The sequence below is a fragment of the Bacteroidales bacterium genome (assembly GCA_014860585.1).
In the GTDB taxonomy this organism is placed as follows: domain Bacteria; phylum Bacteroidota; class Bacteroidia; order Bacteroidales; family 4484-276; genus RZYY01.
Map to the genome: position 1 here is coordinate 15,181 of JACZJL010000030.1, position 18,240 is coordinate 33,420.

General features: G+C 37.9%; 15 protein-coding genes. 6 read left to right on the forward strand and 9 right to left on the reverse strand.

The genetic code is table 11. From position 1 onward, the window contains the following. Positions 1-16 precede the first annotated feature (16 nt). The 8 genes from gldL to IH598_03350 all read right to left on the reverse strand — a co-directional run bounded on the left by gldL (position 17) and on the right by IH598_03350 (position 10,103). Positions 17-1,087 (reverse strand): gliding motility protein GldL, encoded by a 1,071-nt coding sequence (gene gldL, locus IH598_03315; protein MBE0637529.1) that lies wholly within the window; start codon positions 1,085-1,087, stop codon positions 17-19. Positions 1,088-1,132: 45 nt separating this feature from the next. Next, on the reverse strand, positions 1,133-2,488 hold the full coding sequence (locus IH598_03320; GenBank protein ID MBE0637530.1) for an SUMF1/EgtB/PvdO family nonheme iron enzyme: 1,356 nt from the start codon (positions 2,486-2,488) through the stop codon (positions 1,133-1,135). Between the two features lie 154 nt (positions 2,489-2,642). After that, on the reverse strand, positions 2,643-3,599 hold the full coding sequence (locus IH598_03325; protein MBE0637531.1) for a type IX secretion system membrane protein PorP/SprF: 957 nt from the start codon (positions 3,597-3,599) through the stop codon (positions 2,643-2,645). A gap of 195 nt (positions 3,600-3,794) precedes the next feature. Continuing rightward, a complete protein-coding gene (locus IH598_03330; GenBank protein ID MBE0637532.1) occupies positions 3,795-4,391 on the reverse strand; it encodes a hypothetical protein in 597 nt (198 codons plus the stop codon). A 618-nt stretch (positions 4,392-5,009) separates the two neighbouring features. Continuing rightward, complete coding sequence (locus IH598_03335; GenBank protein MBE0637533.1) at positions 5,010-6,602, reverse strand: PAS domain-containing protein; 1,593 nt, start codon at positions 6,600-6,602, stop codon at positions 5,010-5,012. 83 nt (positions 6,603-6,685) lie between these two features. After that, positions 6,686-8,014, reverse strand: a complete 1,329-nt coding sequence (rseP, locus tag IH598_03340; protein MBE0637534.1) for an RIP metalloprotease RseP — start codon at positions 8,012-8,014, stop codon at positions 6,686-6,688. 8 nt (positions 8,015-8,022) lie between these two features. Continuing rightward, a complete protein-coding gene (locus tag IH598_03345) occupies positions 8,023-9,189 on the reverse strand; it encodes a 1-deoxy-D-xylulose-5-phosphate reductoisomerase (GenBank protein ID MBE0637535.1) in 1,167 nt (388 codons plus the stop codon). A gap of 38 nt (positions 9,190-9,227) precedes the next feature. Further along, complete coding sequence (locus IH598_03350; GenBank protein MBE0637536.1) at positions 9,228-10,103, reverse strand: M23 family metallopeptidase; 876 nt, start codon at positions 10,101-10,103, stop codon at positions 9,228-9,230. Between the two features lie 221 nt (positions 10,104-10,324). Between IH598_03350 and IH598_03355 the strand changes: the two genes are divergently transcribed. The 5 genes from IH598_03355 to IH598_03375 all read left to right on the forward strand — a co-directional run bounded on the left by IH598_03355 (position 10,325) and on the right by IH598_03375 (position 15,931). Then, a complete protein-coding gene (locus tag IH598_03355; protein ID MBE0637537.1) occupies positions 10,325-13,027 on the forward strand; it encodes a tetratricopeptide repeat protein in 2,703 nt (900 codons plus the stop codon). A gap of 79 nt (positions 13,028-13,106) precedes the next feature. Then, positions 13,107-13,526: a polymer-forming cytoskeletal protein gene (locus IH598_03360; GenBank protein MBE0637538.1), complete on the forward strand. Its 420-nt coding sequence runs from the start codon at positions 13,107-13,109 to the stop codon at positions 13,524-13,526. A gap of 77 nt (positions 13,527-13,603) precedes the next feature. Continuing rightward, positions 13,604-14,002, forward strand: a complete 399-nt coding sequence (locus IH598_03365) for a hypothetical protein (protein ID MBE0637539.1) — start codon at positions 13,604-13,606, stop codon at positions 14,000-14,002. A gap of 144 nt (positions 14,003-14,146) precedes the next feature. After that, positions 14,147-15,040 (forward strand): MerR family transcriptional regulator, encoded by an 894-nt coding sequence (locus IH598_03370; GenBank protein MBE0637540.1) that lies wholly within the window; start codon positions 14,147-14,149, stop codon positions 15,038-15,040. 390 nt (positions 15,041-15,430) lie between these two features. Beyond that, the gene (locus tag IH598_03375; protein ID MBE0637541.1) at positions 15,431-15,931 is read left to right on the forward strand and encodes an RNA polymerase sigma factor; all 501 of its coding nucleotides are present in this window, start codon (positions 15,431-15,433) and stop codon (positions 15,929-15,931) included. A gap of 42 nt (positions 15,932-15,973) precedes the next feature. On the opposite strand, the gene IH598_03380 is transcribed toward IH598_03375, so the two are convergent. Then, entirely contained in the window at positions 15,974-16,435 is a 462-nt protein-coding gene (locus IH598_03380; protein MBE0637542.1) for an SRPBCC family protein, read from the reverse strand. 251 nt (positions 16,436-16,686) lie between these two features. Here IH598_03380 and IH598_03385 point away from each other — a divergent pair. Continuing rightward, on the forward strand, positions 16,687-18,240 hold a 1,554-nt coding region (locus IH598_03385), incomplete at its 3' end, for a DUF4397 domain-containing protein (protein MBE0637543.1).

The following is an 18,240-nucleotide window of genomic DNA, read 5'->3' on the forward strand; positions in this document are numbered from 1 at the left end:
TTTGTTGGTTTACAAACTATTTAATGTTCATTGCTGAAAGCATATTGCCATATACACTGTTCAGAGAGGCCATTCTCTTTGTCAGTGTATCCATTTCACGCTGGTATTGAACAGTTTTATTAGAAGACTCCTCAAGGTTTGAAAGGAATTTTTCGAGTGTTTGCTCGAGTTTGTATGATGCCTGTGATTGCATGTCAGCATTGGTTAATTGCATTTCGTACAATTTGTTTAAAGATGCCAAATTGCCGGAAAGTTTATTCAATTGCTCGTTAAATGCTTCACTGTTTTGCGCTGAACCACGCAAATCCTCAATTGTTTTGGCTATTTTATCTGCTGAGTGAAAATAACTCTCAGATAATTTAGCAGCTGATTCCGAAGCATTTCTTATGGTTTGGGAAAGCTCTTCTGAGGCGCGGATGTCGTCTTTAAAAGTTTTCGCAGCATCACCATAAGCGCTTCTTAACCCTGAAGCTGCATTGGAAATCTCCTGAACTCTTGTGGTGAGTTCGTTAGTTGCAACCATCTCTTTATTCATTGCTAACGAGGCGTCAGTATAAGTCTTTGATAGTGTGGACACCGATTGGGAAGCTGTTTTCATATTCGATACAAAATCCTGAGTGGCAATGCTTGCATTGGTGAGATCATTCAATTTTGTGGCACTATCACTCAATTTTGTTAAACCTGTACCAAGGCGTTGAATAACACCTTCATCTAAGTTGACATCTTTAAGCATCAGATCAAGTTGAGTCATCTGGTTACCTCCTGATTTTGCTGGCGCTTTACGCAACATGGATTCATCAGGTTCAATACCGTGATAGTCTTCCATAAGTTCAGGGTGAACTTTGCTCCAGTCTGGCTCAACATTTGGCTTTTGAAGTGCCGATAACGCAAAAATGATTGCTTCTGTGATCATCCCCACTAAAAGCATCTCAGTAGCTCCCTGATAGTGATTGATCTTGAATAGGGCGCCTAAGATTACCAGGGAGGCTCCCAATCCATAAGCAACAGACATGAATCGTCTGAACGAAGGGGTTTCTAAAAACTTGTTAAAAGCATTTGGACTTGTGGTCTGATCTGTTGTACTCATACTTGAAAATGTGATTTAAGATTGACTTTTTTGACGAATTTCCGTTTAATAAACATTTGATGCTCTCTTTGGGTTATCACCTTTTGATCTCCCCAAGTAAGGAAGGATGGTACGGAAGCCAACATAGGATTTTGCAGTATCCTGATATTCATAATCTTTTGTGGAAACAAGAAGGTAATATTCGATATCTTTCCATGATCCACCTTTGACGATTTTTCTTTTCATCGAAATAGCATCATCAGGCTTAGCAAAGTAGTTATAATTAGGATTGAGTTCCCAGGTGAATGCATTGGCCGACTCATCAAATGTACTGTTAGTCCATTCGGCAACGTTTCCTGACATGTCATATAATCCAAAACTGTTTGCAGGATAATGCCCTACAACAACCGTAGTTGAGCCACCATCATCAACATAATTTCCACGATTGGGTTTAAAGTTTGCTAACAGGCACCCTTTATCGTTTCGGGTGTAAGGACCTCCCCAGGGGAAAGGATTCCCTTCATAACCTCCGCGTGCCGCCCATTCCCATTCTGCTTCGGTTGGTAATCTGAAATCGTTTACACCTGCCTGGCTTCTACCTTCAAGATAACTGTTGAACAACGCCGTTCGCCAGATACAGAAAGCCCTGGCCTGGCTCCAGTTTACACCAACCACCGGGTAATTGTCATAGGTAGGATGCCAAAAATATGATTTTGTCAGTGGCTCATTGTAACTATATGGAAAATCGTGAATCCAGCATAGAGTGTCAGGATAGACATTGATATTTTCTTCTTTAACATATTGGCTTCTGCCATCAGCACCTCCAGGGCGGTTTGCAAAACTTGCATCCTCAGGATTACCTGGGTTGGTGAAGTCTTTTCGGGCCGCTGATTGTAAGTCTATCCAAAAATGCTTGTATTTTAATTTCCTGGTGTCAATTTCTTTTTTCCTGAAAAAACGTTCCTGTTCAGGCAGAAATAACTCTTCGAGCGTCTGAGCGGTTTCTTCTTCCTCCCAATCTATTGCAGTGCTCCAATTTAAAAAAGGTGGGTCGTACAACTCACCCGTCTTTGGGTCTTCTTCAATAAAATACTCCTCGGGATTAATTTGTCCAAGAAGGTCCCTGGCAATGGAATCGCGCACCCAATAAACAAATTGACGATACTCGTTGTTCGTAATTTCGGTTTCGTCCATATAAAAAGAGCTCACTGTAACTCTTTTAGGATTGTTCATCTGTGCGTAAGGAACATCCTCTTCTCCAACACCTAAAACAAAAGTCCCAAGTGGAACAAAAGTCATTCCATAGGGGTCTGGCTGACTAAAAGTTGGTCGCTTTGAAACACCTATCAACTCTCCGTTTCCGGTGTTCTTGCAACTGCTGAAAATTATCCCGATAATCAGGAAATACAATAGTTTCTTCATGTGAACTGCTGATTTTACAGTCAGGTAAACGACTTGGTGCATTTTTTATTATTACAGGTTTTATTTTGGCTTCATCTATTATCTTGATGGCTTAAAGCATTAGAATAAGATCGGTCATCAAATTGTTACAATAAGATTAATTGTGATCAACAAACTATAAAAACCTGGTATTTCGATATACTTTTTTGAACTTATCCACCTCTATCTTGAAACAATATCCAACTCTGATCTCATGACTTCCAAATGAGCCGATTGCTGATGTGGGTATATCATAAGAATATCCAATGTTAAAATCCTGATATTGCATTCCTAGAATTATCGAAGGTGAATCCTGGTATCGGTAACTTAAACCACCCCAAAACTTGTTGTTTAGCCTCAGTAAAGCCGAAAAATCATATTGCGCAGATGTTCCGTCAGTTTTAATCATCACCGAAGGTAAGATGTCAACAGATGGAGTATTGGGTAGGGTTAATTCATAGCCCCCGATAAAATTGATCTGGCGTTTAAGTTTCATCCCCGTTCCGTCACTCTTTTCAGCCTGGCGGATTTGAAGTACAGATAACCCCAGATAATAATTGTCTGGCACACTGTAATAAAGTCCCAAACCACCATCAATATAAATGTTTGATTCTTCAGCACGGTTTTGCAAAACCGGATCGTTTTCTTTGTTCTCGGGGGGGTCTAATTTGTCGAAATCAATGGTCTTATTAATCAGGCTCAATTGAAGCCCAATCCCGAGATCTCCTGAACCTACCATCGTTTGATAGGCATACATCAAATTCACTGTAATATCTTTTTGATATCCAATTTTATCCTGAATTATTGTAGCCCCCAAGCCCCCTCTTAAAGCCCTGACGGGTGAATTTATAGAAACAACATAAGTTTCCGGTGCAACATTGAAAGAGCTCCCCTCAGAATTCGTCTCCTTAAAACCAACCCATTGTTGTCTGACCAATCCACCAACACAAATCCCATTTGTCGCTCCGGCATAACCCGGGTTGTAAGCAATTTTATTAAACATGTACTGACTGTACTGTGGCAATTGCTGGGCAATCATTGCTGTTCCGGCAAAAGCACAGAAGAAAATTATTAATGTAAATTTTCTTGTCATCTTGGAAAAATTGGGTTGCTTAAAATCACCTGCAAAGAAAACACTTTTACAATTGATAAACCTTTTAGAGATCAGAATTACAATTAGATTTGATCAAAAAAAGTAAAATTTTAAACGAACCGCAAGGTTTGATATTGCAAATTGAAAAAATATGACGACAAATCAGACAACTGCAATAAATCCTGCCAAAGAAGTCTAAAGTAGTTCTTCCAGGTCATTTTTGGTTTCAGTTTTTGTAAAAGGGCTGTATTCTGAAATCGTTTGTAAATTTCTGTTTATCGATTCATCGCCTGTAAAGATGTACTTAATTGAAATGTTGATACCGGTGTTTTCAAAAAAAATGAAGGCGTCTTTACCTGTAATTTGAAAATTTTTGGAGGGAACCGTTTTGTGATCCGTGTATTTTTTAATGAGCGACAATGCTACAAGTTCAATATTCACCTTTGAGGCATCAGAAAAAAATAGTTCACCAAAAAAAAAGCGATTATCAATGAAATGATATATCAATCGAACTCCGGTATTAAAAATTCGTTCCCGATATCCCAATCTTTTCCATAAATGATCCTGGTATTTGAAGATGTCATAGCAACTAAAACGCTTATTTAGTCCCTTAACTTTTTTGAAGGAAAGCAAAAAAGGGGTGTTTTGGAATTCGATCTTAATACTGGTTTTTACTTCGATAGAATCAGTTTTACTCAGCACTGCTCCTCGATAATGACTTAGGGCATCGTTTTTAGCACACGATTGAAGATAGTTCTTGTTGACAACCCTACCATATCTTGATTTATCCACCAAAGATTGAAACCTGTAACTGAACCGACCGAAAAAAATTTTAATAAACAGATGCTTAAGCGGATTCATAACTTCAACTTAAAGTAGATAAAAATGCAAATCCAAGACATAAGGGATAATCCCATCGCTTTTTAAACTGCTTAAATGATTGAAAATTTGGTAAACTTTTAATGTAATACTTTGCCCTATAATCATAATACTGGTGAAACATGATTTTCCAAAAAGTAAGTATTTGTGCTATAAAATGCTGTTAATGATCATGTTAATAACAAATGGGGTAGAAAGAAAATAGGCATAAAAAAGTTTGGGAGCGGGGGGATAGAAGCTAAATTTATTAAGTCTTGAATTTATCCCCCAGCTTTAGGTAACTCCCAAACTACCCCTTAAAACCAATTATTAAAAAACAACCATGATTTAGTCGTTGCAAACATACAGTCTTTTTATTAGTCTCACCAAACTTTTTTCAAACTTTTTTTTTCACAAATACATCACTCAATATTTTTCAAGAGGATGGTAATAGATCATTAATCTGTTTAAGTAATTGATAAATAGAACTAAATAAAGTTAAAATTTATAAGATAGACTATCATCTTTTAAGGGTGAAAATTGCATATTTTGCTAGAACTGAGATAAAAATGCTGTGAGATTGTCGCTTCTGTTCAGGTTCAGTTTCTTTCTGAGCCTGGTTCGGGCCATTTCTATACTACGAACGCTCTGATGAGTAATGTTGGAAATGTCCTTTGTGGATAAGTTCATTTTGAGAAATGCTGAGATCTTTTTTTCATTGTTTGATAACTTCGGATAGCTTTGGTAAATCTTGTCATAAAAGGACTGGTTTACCTGCCTAAAAGTTAATTCAAACTGAGACCAAAAATCTTCAGTCTTATCCTGCCTCAGATTATTGACAATCTCTTTAAGTTCCTCTTCAATATTTTCTGGCTGGGTTTCGATCAGGTGCTCCAACTGCCCCATCACGGTTTGGACCAGTCCGGTTTTTTCGATCAGCTGTGCTATTTTTGAATTGAGGTCCCTGTTTTTTGACTCAAGGTCAAGTTCAAGTTGTTCTTTTTCTTTTTCCAGCAGAGAACGCTCAAGTTTCTCTGCCTTTTTCTGTAAGGAAATATCTTTAATGAATGCCCCCATCTGAATTGGGGTACCAACGGGATCTTTAATGATCCATCCTTTCACTGCTACAGGCATTATTGTACCATCTTTACGGATATAGTTTCGTTCAACCGAATCAACTGTATCGCCAAACAGGATTGAATTGCGCAGAACTGGTAATTCTTCTTCTTTGTCTTTGTCAGCAGAAAGGTCGAAAATACTTCGTTTTGCTAATTCCTCTGAAGTGTAACCAATCATGTTAAGGAAGACATTGTTGGTGGAAATAATCATCCCTTCAAGTGTGCATAAAATAATACCATCGGGAGAAGTGTCAAAAAGCAACCTGAACTTTTTCTCGCTTGTAATCAGGGCATCCTCAGCATTTTTTCTATCAGTAATCTCAATCGAAAATCCAATGACGCCAACAATTTCACCATCAAGAGTTCTGTAAGGAATTTTATCAGTAACGAACCATCGTTTTGGATCGTTGAGCAGTGGTTCAACAATATTTCTTTTTGGTAATCCTGTCTGAATTACTTCCAGATCATCTTTCCAGAATTCATCAGCTAGCAATTTATTATCAATTAGGTCGGATACTTGTTTCCCAAGTATCATATCCATTGAAAGTCCGGTGGCATCACGAAAACATTTATTCATTGCAATAATCCTGTTTTGGTTGTCCTTTACAAAGATCATTGCAGGAATTGAGTCAAGCAATAGCTGCCTGAATTGCTGCTCTTTGAAATGCTCACGGAGGATTATTTGCTGATCAGAGATGTCGTTAATGTAACATACTATAGCCGTCTTATCGTTAAAGTGAATGGCCTTGCATAAAACCGAAACTTCAATAATACCACCAGTGGCTTTTTTGGCTGAACTGTTAAAAATAAATGAACCTTTCTGCAGCACTTTTTCTTTGATCTCTTCCCAGCGGATTGGCGACGTTGAATAGAACTTTTTTATGCTCAGTTCGTGTCCTGTTTTAGGGTCAATTCCAAACGTAATTTTTGCATTCTCATTAGAAAAAATTATCTTGTTATTTTCGTCTGATACAACAATAGCTGTAGGGGAGTTATCCAGCAGGTTCAGAAAATCTGTGCTTGTCATAAGTTCTTGTAGTTATTCATTTAATAAAAAATTAAACCATTGTCTATCATTGCCTTCATTTTAATCCATTTATCGCAGATGTTCTATTTACCCCCTATGAGTCTTAAGATGTCATTTCCATTGGCAAAAATGAGAAGCCCGAATAAAATTACCATACCCACAATCTGGGAGTACTCAAGAAATTTATCGCTTGGTTTACGTTGAGCAATTATTTCATAAAACAGGAACATTACATGACCTCCATCAAGTGCCGGGATGGGCAGAACATTCAGGATAGCCAGCATGATTGAAAGAAAGGCAGTGAGTCCCCAGAATGCCTGCCAATCCCAGGAAGAAGGGAAAATTGAGCCAATTGTTATAAATCCGCCTATTGATTCATATGCTTTTACTTCTTTCGAAAACAGCAAACGCATTTGCTTAATGTAGCTGGAAACTCCATTAAAAGCTTTGGATGTTCCTGCAGGTATTGCTTCGAGGAAGGAGTAGCGTTTTTCTTTGAGATTGAAAAAGTTTGAAGGACTCTGAGGGTAAACGCCAATCACCCCTTCAGGCGCTACAGTGACATTTTTGGTCAAAGTATCTCCCTGGCGTATAATTGATAGTGCTACCTGTTCCCCTTTGAAATTTGTTATTTCTTTTCTGAATTCATCGAAAAAATCAATGAATCTGTCATTAATTCCAATGATTTGATCATCCACCTGCAAACCGGCGTTCGCTGCAGGCGAATCTTTTGTAAAAGCGCCGGCAATAAAAGGATATCGTACACCTATAAACTCGGGATTTCGATGATGCACCATCTTGTTGAGAAATCCTTTGGGGATTTGCAATTCTGCAAGTTGACCATTACGCATGACCTGGATGGTTTTTGCTTCTTCGATAATTATGTGCGAAGGTATTTTATGGAATTCTTCAACATTTTGATTATCAATCGAAATGATCTGGTCTCCATTTCGTAATCCCATTTCGTAAGCCAGTGAGTCAACAGTTATTCCGTATTTTACTTCCGAAGTGGGAAGGTATTCTTCACCCCAACTGAAAAGCATGACAATGTAAATGGCAATGGCCAAAAGGATATTAACAAGGACGCCTCCAAGCATTATGATGAGTCTTTGCCAGGCAGGTTTCGATCTGAACTCGTAAGGTTGAGGTGGTTGCTTCATTTGCTCCTTGTCCATCGATTCGTCAATCATTCCCGAAATTTTAACATAACCACCAAGTGGTAGCCATCCTAATCCGTATTCAGTTTCTTTGTATTGAAACTTAAAAAGCGAAAACCAGGGATTAAAGAATAGGTAGAATTTCTCAACGCGGGTTTTAAAAAATTTTGCTGCGATAAAATGTCCAAATTCGTGAAAAATTACGAGGATAGATAGACTGAGAAGTAGCTGCGTTGCTTTGATTAATATTTCCATTGAATGATTTAAGCTTTAAATTGATACTTGACTAAATTTTGTGCGTACGCTTTTGTTTGTTTATTGGTTTGGACTAATTCCTCAAAATCAGGATTTTCAATAAAACTGATTTTTTCCATACAATGTTCAATAAGATCAGTGATTTGCAGAAACCCAACTTTACCACTCAAAAAAGATTCTACAGCTACTTCATTGGCAGCGTTCAGAATGCATGGCATGTTTCCTTTTTTGGCTAGTGCCTCATAAGCAAGTCCCAAGTTGGGGAATGTTTCTCTATCAGGTGGATAAAACGAAAGATTCGATTGATGCGAAAAATCAAAACGGGGAAAAGTGCTGGATATTCTGGCGGGGTAAGATAATGCAAACTGGATAGGTAAACGCATATCTGGTGGTCCCATCTGTGCTTTCATGCTGCCATCAATAAACTGAACAATTGAGTGGATAACCGATTGCGGATGGATTAAAACCTCTATTTGATCGACATTGAGATTAAAAAGCCATTTCGCTTCGATAACTTCTAAACCCTTATTCATTAATGAAGCAGAGTCAATGGTGATTTTAGCTCCCATTTCCCATTTAGGATGCTGAAGAGCATGCTCCGGAGTTACATACTGCAAAAAATCTTTTCCTTTTCCTAAAAAAGGTCCACCGGATGCTGTGAGGTAAATTTTTTCGATGTTATCAGTTCTTTCTCCTCTGAGGCACTGGAAAATAGCTGAATGCTCCGAATCTACCGGTATGATTTTTACATTGTTTTTTTTGGCAAGATTTGTTAACATTTCGCCAGCTACAACTAATGATTCTTTATTTGCCAAAGCAACGTTTTTTCCGTTTTTAATGGCATTTATCGTTGGTTTAAGACCGGCAAACCCAACCAGAGCAACAAGTACTAGATCCACATCATCACGTTCGACAATGCTGTTAAGATCATCAATACCGGTGTAAACCGCAATATTTTTTCCTCTTAAAGCTGAGCGAACTGTTTCAAATGAATTTTCACACCCAATCACTACAGCTTTAGGTTCAAACTCGAGTGCCTGCTCAATAAGTTTTTCTGAACTAATTTGAGCAGATAATACAACAATTTGGAAATGACCCGGATTGTTTTTCACAACGTCCAACACCTGTTTTCCTATTGATCCTGTTGATCCTAGTAATGCTATTCTTTTCACCAAAGGTTTGCTAATTGCATGAGCAAAAATACAACATTTTGTCAAAATGAGATGAATTCTTCAGGATCAACCGGCTTGCCATCGTACCAAAGTTCGAAGTGCAAATGCGGACCTGTCTGAAGTTCACCTGATTCACCTACAAATGAGATAATTTCACCGGCTTTGACAAATGCTCCCTGCTGTTTTAGCAAACTGGAGTTGTGCTTGTAAACGGAAATCAATTGATGCTGATGTTGGATACAAATGATGTGACCTGTTTCGAGGGTCCAGTCAGAAAAAATGACAGTTCCATCAAGAATTGACTTGATGGATTCATTCGGATTTGCCACGATATCAATTCCATAATGCGCCTGTGTAGGATTAAACTTTCGTGTGATGATCCCATTGATTGGTGTGAAAAAATAAATGTTGCCAATATTGGTTGGCGAGTATGAAAACATTGTATTTGGGTAGAGGTTAAACTGGGTCTGATTTTCGTATTCTTCACGAAGCATCGAATCAGCAGAGGAATGCCTCAGTGTGATTGTATCATAATGCGGCATAGCTTCGTATTGCGGAATTGGCTCTTCGCTCATTTCATCATTAGTAAGTATTCTTCTTAGGTTTTCCAAATACAATGACCGGCTTTTTAGTTCATTTTCAAGTGAGTCAGTTCTTCGTTGCAGGTCATAAATCTGTTTGGGTAGGGTGAGATTAGTATAGCCAGGAATATATTCGCGTAGCGAAGTAAAAGCAACAAGGTAAATGGTCATTACAATTAAAAGGACGATAACAGTACCCACACTTACAAAAACGCCAAGCCTGGTGACTAAAAACGAGAATTTTTCTTCGTACGTTTGGGCATCCATTAACACCAGCTTGTACTTTCGAAGTAGTTTCGGCGATTGTCCCCAGGAACGTTTTTTATTTTTTTCCATTATAACTTTCCGAGATAGGTCTGTTAAGTATTTGTCTGCAAATATCTTCAAATTTTGATTCAGCAATTTTGACAACGTTCAAAGAAGTATTTTAGTTTCAACAATGTTTTATCGGGCAGCATTTTTAAAGGTATCAACTTTTTTACAGAATAATATTTTTCAAAATTATCAGTTTAAAATGTTCGGTTAAAATGAAGGGTTAAAGATATTAAATTATTGATTTGGAAAAGTTTAAAAATACAATTTTCATCAGGTGGAAAAGTCGGTTAATGGTTACCCTACTTACTTTTGGGTTCGGTGTAATTGTATTTTCAACTTTTACTTCATGTTCTACCAAGAAAAATACCTTTACCAGGCGTGCTTACCATAATCTCGTAGCTCACTATAATACTTATTGGAATGGTAATGAAAGTTTCAAAGAAGGGGTGAGGACACTGGAGAAGACCGCTGCCGACAACTACACTTCTGTGCTTCCTGTTTTCAAATTTGGCAATGAACAGGAAGCAATATCCGTGGCTTTTAACATGGATCGTGCCATCGAAAAATCGTCGAAGGTAATCTTAAAGCATTCGATGTATTTTAAGCGGAAAGAATATGTCCGCAGGGTTATGGATAGCTACATGCTGATTGGAAAATCCTATCTCTATAAACGGGAGTATTCCAATGCAAGAAGGACATTCGAATGGGTTTCTAGTTTTTACGATAACGATGATATAAAATACGAAGCTGACCTTTGGTTGGCTATGACCTACAACCAAAATCGTGAATTCGAAAAATCAAGTACAATGCTTGATAACCTGAATAAAAATATCAGGAATGGTAAAGCACCATCAAGTCTTGATAAACAGTTTCAGATGGTTTATGCTGATTATTTCATTCTTCAGGGTGACTATCAGCCGGCCATCAAACATCTTCAGAGAGCTATTGAGCTCAACGCCAAGAAGAAGGATAAAAACCGGTTAAGGTTTATTCTTGCTCAGATTTATCAGGAAATAGGTGATATGAAAGAAGCCGCCAGACTTTATCAACTGGTTATTAAGAAAAACCCACCTTATGAAATGTCTATCAACGCTAAGATAAACCTTGCAAAAACCTATGATATTAAAAGGAGTAACAGAAGTATGATCGTTAAGAAGTTGGAAAAGCTTCTAAAAGATTCAAAAAACACCGATTACCGCGATCAGATCTATTATGCGCTGGCTGACATGTACATGAAGGACAATCAAATGGAACAGGTGATTGAATACCTCACTTTGTCGGTTGCGACCAGCGTATCCAATGATTATCAAAAGACACTTTCCTCACTTAAACTGGCCGACATCTATTTCGAAGAACCTGATTACCCCCTTGCACAGGCTTATTACGACACTGCCATGCAGGTTTTGCCACGAGAATTTCCCAACTACGACAACATCAAGAACAAAACCGAAATCCTTACTGAGCTCATAACCAATTTGCAAGTGATCAGTACCCAGGATAGTTTGCAAAATATGGCACGAATGCCTGAAGCGGAAAGGAACAAGTTAATTGATGCACAAATTAAAAAAATTGCTGAAGAAGAAGCCCTAAGGGCCGAGCAGGAAAGAGAAGCCCAGCGAACTGTTTCAATGCTTGAGCAAACAACAAATCAGCAAAACAGAACCATGCAGCAATCGGGGGGATGGTACTTTTATAATCCTTCTGCAGTTAGTTTTGGTTACACTGAGTTTGTGAACAAGTGGGGAAGACGGAAGTTGGAGGATTTATGGAGATTGAGCAACAAGCAAGTTATTCTTGAATTTGACGAACTTGCTGAAGAGTTGGAAGGAGATAGTCTAAGTGTAGCAGACACCGTGAAAGTAGAGACCGATCCCAAGAAACGAGAGTTTTACCTTCAAAACTTGCCACTTACTGAAGAAAAAGTAGCTGCTTCAAATGCAATGATTGAGGATGCGTTGTTTGTCGTTGGTTACATTTACAAAGACGGGCTTAAGGACAACTTAAAATCAATTGAATCATTCGAGGAGCTGTTAAGAAGATTTCCAGAGCATGAAAACCTGTTGATGGTATATTATCAGCTGTATAAAAATTTTGAAGAGGTTCCGGATGCTCAAAAGGCGGATTATTATAAAAACAAGATTATTAACGATTTTCCTGATACCGATTATGCCAAGATACTGCTCGACCCTAATTATAATCTTGTAGTCCAGGCACGGCTTGATGCAGCCAGCAATTTTTATTTTGATACCTATTCCGCCTATATGAGCAATCAGTTTTACCTGGTAATTAACAATTATAATATAGCAGTTGAAAGGTATCAGGAAAGCGAACTTATTTCAAAGTTTGAATTTTTAAAGGCACTTGCATTCGGGAAACTGCAAAATCTCGATACACTTAAGCAGTCATTAGAACATATTGTGGTTAATTACCCTGAGAGCGAGGTCAAACCTTTGGCACAGGAAATCCTCAACCGGCTTAGGCCTGATGAGACCGGCCAACTCGTTTTGCTCGAAACGCCGGCTGCTTCCGATGAAATTGTTGGAGAAGAATTACCTGTTGAAGATTTCTCTACAATTTATTCGGACAATCAATCCGCAGTTCATTTCTTCGCTCTTGTTGTTGATGGAAGTAAAACCAATATCAATGCCTTAAAAATAAGATTTTCCGACTTCAATTCAAACTATTTTAAGTTATCGCAACTTAAGATAAACAGCCTGGTCTTTGATAATGATTTGCAGTTGGTCACAGTTGGGAATTTCGAAAATGCTGAAAAAGCGATGATTTATTACCGTTCAGCAATGAATAATACTTACATAACAACTCCTCTTGAAAGTGCAGGCGCTTCTAGTTTTGTAGTTACAACCGACAATTATCCCCTTTTGTATCGGGAAAAAGATGTCAATTCCTATTTGCAATTTTTTGAGAGAAATTACCTAAACGAATAATTTTTCCAGTCATAGCTTTACTTAAACTGAAATTTTCTTACTTTCGCAAATGTTTAGCAAAATCAAAATTACACAAATCATGGCAAAATCTACCAGCAGCGATATTCCTCCCTCAATCAATTTTATAGGGAGTGGAACAAACATAACCGGCGATATAAAATCAAACGGCGATTTCAGAATTGATGGGAATCTTACTGGTTCTATTAATTCGAAGGGGAAGATCGTAATTGGCCAGTCTGGCAAAGTAGACGGCGAGATTGTTTGCCAGAACGCTGATATTTCTGGTGAAATAAGGGCAAAAGTAATTGTTCACGAATTACTTACCCTTAAAGCCACTGCAATCCTCACCGGAGACATTTACACAAGCAAACTGGCCATTGAACCAGGTGCAATTTTTACGGGTGCATGTAATATGAATGAAATTCCTGGGCAAATTAAACCTGAACTTTTAAAAAAATCAGAAGTGTTGAAACCCAAGGAGGCTGTGAAAGTGGATTAAATCAATGGTTCATCTTTGCATTCAACACTTACTATCAAAAACAATTTCCAATTGGTTTACAGTTATCAAAACTTACGATGCTTCCTTCCGAACAAAAGCTCCAATTTAAAAAATTTCTTGTCATTAATTTGATTGCCGGGGCGTTCCTTTTTGCCTTTTACGGATTCGCAGTCTATATTTTATCAGGCGAGTATCTTACCCCAATGATGCCTGCTATCATCGCGTTTTTTGTTGTGATCCACCTTTTTATCTTCTATTATAAACTGAAAATCTTAAAAACCAAAAACAGTAAGTTTATCAACCTCTTACTACTGCTCAACTCGCTGAAAATGATACTCTTTATTGCCATCATTGCTATTTATGCATTTTTTTTCAGAAGCGATGCGCTCAATTTTGCGGTTGGATTCTTTATTTGTTATGCGGTTTTCACCACCATTCTTGTCAGGCATTTTAACATCTTACAAAGGACTTCCTGATCATTTTTTTCCTTTTTATTCTTTCACTTTTGACACTAAAGATCCTTCAGTATGGATTAATTTTGTTTAAGTTGGCCACTTTAAGTGTTAAACATTTTGTTCAGTTGCTTGTTTAATAACCTAAATACTTAAACAAGCATTAAAGTGGCGCTTACAAAATACTCCATACGGGATTTAGAGCAATTGACAGGTATTAAAGCTCATACCCTGAGAATTTGGGAAAAACGTTACAATGTGGTTACACCTAAACGTACCCCTACTAATATAAGGTATTACACGGATGATGACCTGAAGAAGCTTCTGAACGTTTCTATTCTTAACAGGCATGGGTTCAAAATCTCCAATATTGCTTGTCTTGAGAACGACGACCTCGGGAAAAAAATCATATCAATTACCAACAAGTCTTTAGACACAGACACTAACCTTGAGAACCTCATTATCTCAATGATAGAGATTGATGAAGGTAAATTTGAGAAAATTCTCTCCACTATGATTATCAATATGGGTTTCGAAGAGACCTTTATTAAGGTAGTCATTCCATTTTTTGAGAAGATTGGTGTTCTTTGGCAAATAGGTACAATAAACCCTGGTCAGGAACACTTTATCACCAATTTGATACGTCAGAAGATCATTGTTGCAATCGACGGGCTTTTCCGACCTGTAAATTCAGTAAACCAAAAAACCTTTCTGCTATATTTGCCGGATGGTGAGTTACATGAAATAGGACTTTTGTTTTATTCATATTTGATTCAGAAGCGGGGGCATAAAGTGATTTACCTGGGGCAAATGGTACCTTTTGAGGATCTGGTAGCCGTTGCTGAGGCTCAAAACCCGGATGTGTTCCTTTCGATATTTACGGCAAACCTCCTCAATGAAAATTTAGAAGAGCACTTACAAAAGTTAAGTATGAAATTTCCTCAAAGCCGAATTATCGCCGGTGGGTTGCAATTCGGGTTAAACAGTTTTAAAATTCCTCCGAACGCAACAATTATTAGCGATACCAAATCATTCAAGGAGGAATTGAAGAAATTTGAGTAAGATTAAGCATTAAAACCGGGGGTATTTTCCCGGTTTTTTTTTGGAGGGGAATTCAATATTATGCCTAAAACCGCTTTAAAATACTCTATTATGCATTTTTAAGAATTATTTAGAATTAGAATAAATTAGCGTGTTTAACTTTTCATATTTTTGTCGCGAGTTTTTTCGCTAAAAAGTTGGACTATTAAAATTGATGTCTATCTTTAGTTTGTTTACTGTTAAACAAAATGATATTTTGATCAATTTTTAATGTATTGATAATCAGGGAAATATGTCTTAATCACTTTGTAATTAACTTTTTTTGACATTTTTTCTCCTTCAGATAATCAAAAAGTGTTTAACTTTGCATCGTAAAAATTAAACAAATTATTAACGCTAATTTTAATTGCTATGGGAACTATGGAATTTAATAATCAGCTTGCAAGTTTACAAGATAACCTGACCTATTTCGCTCAATCGTTAACTCAGAATTCGGAGGATGCCAAAGACCTCGTTCAGGAAACCTACCTGAAAGCATTGACTTACCGCGACAAGTTTGAAGCAAACACCAACCTGAAGGCATGGACATACACCATCATGAAGAACACCTTTATTAATAACTACCGCCGTAACGTTAAAATGAGTACAATGGTTGACAATACTGCAGATCTCTTTTTTCTGAATTCCGGAAGTTCCTCAGAGGAGGCCACACCTGATTCAGTTTACTCTCATAAAGAGATTTCCAAGGTTGTGAACAACCTTGAGGATGAGCACCGTGTTCCATTTCAGATGCACCACGAAGGATTTAAATACAAAGAAATCGCCGAGCACCTCGACTTATCCATCGGAACTGTGAAGAGCAGAATTTTCTTCAGTCGAAAGAAATTAATGAAAGCGCTTAAAGATAATTGAAGTCAATTGTCAATTGAAAAGCTCCGGTATTCGGGGCTTTTTTTATGCTTTGTATTTTCCAAAAATCTCCTCCAATTTATGGTACCTGAAATCGAAGATTTCTTTTACTCTTCTGTTTATAATTAGTTTCTCGGCCATCCTTCCAGGTAAACCAAATCCCACAGAATAATTAACGATATCGGTCATTTCGATTCCATTTGGCACCTCTTTGAACCAATGTTGATGATGCCAGATGCTGAATGGCCCTGATTTTTGATTATCCACAAAAAAATGTGGTTCCCTCAGGTGTGTTATTTCAGTCATCCATTTTAAGGAAATATTCAGTATTGGGCTTACCCGATAGGTTATGATCATACCGGCATACATTCTTTCAGTACCGATGTCCGAGGTAATATCAAAACCCATAAATTGTGGTGTGATTGTCTTCAGATTCTTCGGATTACTAAAAAACTCCCAGGCTTCATTCATCGTGATGGGTAAGTGTTGATTTCTCTTGAGCAGCATATAATAATGTTTAATGAATAGGCAAAAAACATAAACTATTCAATTTATGTTTAATATCAGGGTATTTTGTAATTAAATGGATATCAATGTATAAAATAAAATTGAAAACTGTTTAATCTAAAAAAATGTTAAAACAAGGCAACTTTGTTTAATATTTTAGACTATATGTTGAACAATAAATTTTAAATTGAGTTTATTGTTTAAATTAATTCAAAATTTTTATTCACTATTAACTTAAATTAAAATCTATCATGAAAACGACAAGGAACTTTTACACAGCAATTATGCTTTTCCTCCTGATTGGAGCGACTTCATTATTTGCTCAGACAGCAAAAATTCAGTTGATTCACAATTCAGCTGATGCAATTAGTCAAAACGTAGATATTTACGTGAATGATGCTTTACTTATCGATAACTTTGAGTTCAGAACCGCCACCAAATTTTTTGATGTACCAGCCGGAGTTGATCTTAAAGTGACGGTTGTTCCAAATACTTTTGACATACCAAATGAATTGAAGTGGGAGCAGACAGTCAACTTCCAGCGTGATGAGCAGTATATTATCGTTGCAAACGGTTTGTTGGTAGAGTCGAGGTACACTCCATTCAAACCTTTCTCAGTCTATCCGTTTGCTGGCGCCAGAACTCAATCCATAAATGCCAGCAATAATGATGTTGAAACAAAATACACTGATGTGCTTGTATTTCATGGCTCAACCGATGCGCCCAGTGTTAACGTGGTTGAATCAGGTGTCGGAGCTGGAACCATAATCAGTGATTTTTCCTACGGTACTTATGCCGGATATCTTTCACTTCCTACTAATGATTACATTTTACAAGTGACCAATACTGATGAAACAGTAGTTGTAGCTCAATATTCCGCACCACTTCAAACCCTGGGTCTTGAAGATATGGCACTCACAGTTTTGGCTTCTGGTTTCCTAAATCCATCCGAGAATTTTGATGGCGCTGCTTTTGGTCTTTACGTCGCATTACCTTCAGGTGGCGACCTAATCCCTTTGCCTCTGGTTGAAACCGAAAACAGAAATACCGCCCGCGTTCAGGTGATCCACAATTCAGCCGATGCAGCCGCAGTAGTTGTTGATGTGTGGTTGAACCAAACCAAATTGATTGACAACTTTGCCTTCCGTACATCTACACCTTTTATAGATGCCCCTGCCGGTGTACTTCTTAACATTGGCATTGCTCCTCCAAACAGCACCAGTTGGACTCAGTCATTCAGCATAAAACAAGTAGCCTTGACTGCGGACCAAACCTATGTAATTGTTGCTAATGGCATTACCAGCACATCCGGATACACCCCTTCACCTTCCTTCAGTGTGAGTGTTTATCCTATTGGTCGTGAGGCCGCTTCCCAGCCAGGAAACACTGATGTACTGGTTGTACACGGCTCTACCGATGCACCTTCTGTTGATATTTATGAAACGGGTGTTGGCGCAGGTCTGATTGTTGATGATCTTACTTACGGTAATGTTGCAGGCTATCTTGAGCTTGAAACGTTAGATTATGTAATCGATATCCGTGATGAAACCGGAACTTCAACAGTTGCTGCTTACCAGGCACCACTTACTACTCTTGGTCTCGAAGGCGCTGCCTTGTCAGTGATTGCTTCAGGATTTCTGAATCCGGCCAACAACAGCAATGGCGAAGCTTTTGGATTGTACGTTGCCCTGCCATCAGGCGGTGATCTTATTCCTTTGCCACTGTACCAGCCAACTCAAACTGCCCGCGTTCAGGTAATCCACAATTCAGCTGATGCAGCTGCAGCAGTAGTAGATGTATGGCTT

Excerpts from the sequence above, each read along its gene's own strand:
- gldL (MBE0637529.1), bottom strand. The coding sequence starts at position 1,087 with ATGAGTACAACAGATCAGACCACAAGTCCAAATGCTTTTAACAAGTTT.
- IH598_03320 (MBE0637530.1), bottom strand. The coding sequence starts at position 2,488 with ATGAAGAAACTATTGTATTTCCTGATTATCGGGATAATTTTCAGCAGT.
- IH598_03325 (MBE0637531.1), bottom strand. The coding sequence starts at position 3,599 with ATGACAAGAAAATTTACATTAATAATTTTCTTCTGTGCTTTTGCCGGA.
- IH598_03335 (MBE0637533.1), bottom strand. The coding sequence starts at position 6,602 with ATGACAAGCACAGATTTTCTGAACCTGCTGGATAACTCCCCTACAGCT.
- rseP (MBE0637534.1), bottom strand. The coding sequence starts at position 8,014 with ATGGAAATATTAATCAAAGCAACGCAGCTACTTCTCAGTCTATCTATC.
- IH598_03350 (MBE0637536.1), bottom strand. The coding sequence starts at position 10,103 with ATGGAAAAAAATAAAAAACGTTCCTGGGGACAATCGCCGAAACTACTT.
- IH598_03360 (MBE0637538.1), top strand. The coding sequence starts at position 13,107 with ATGGCAAAATCTACCAGCAGCGATATTCCTCCCTCAATCAATTTTATA.
- IH598_03365 (MBE0637539.1), top strand. The coding sequence starts at position 13,604 with ATGCTTCCTTCCGAACAAAAGCTCCAATTTAAAAAATTTCTTGTCATT.
- IH598_03375 (MBE0637541.1), top strand. The coding sequence starts at position 15,431 with ATGGGAACTATGGAATTTAATAATCAGCTTGCAAGTTTACAAGATAAC.
- IH598_03380 (MBE0637542.1), bottom strand. The coding sequence starts at position 16,435 with ATGCTGCTCAAGAGAAATCAACACTTACCCATCACGATGAATGAAGCC.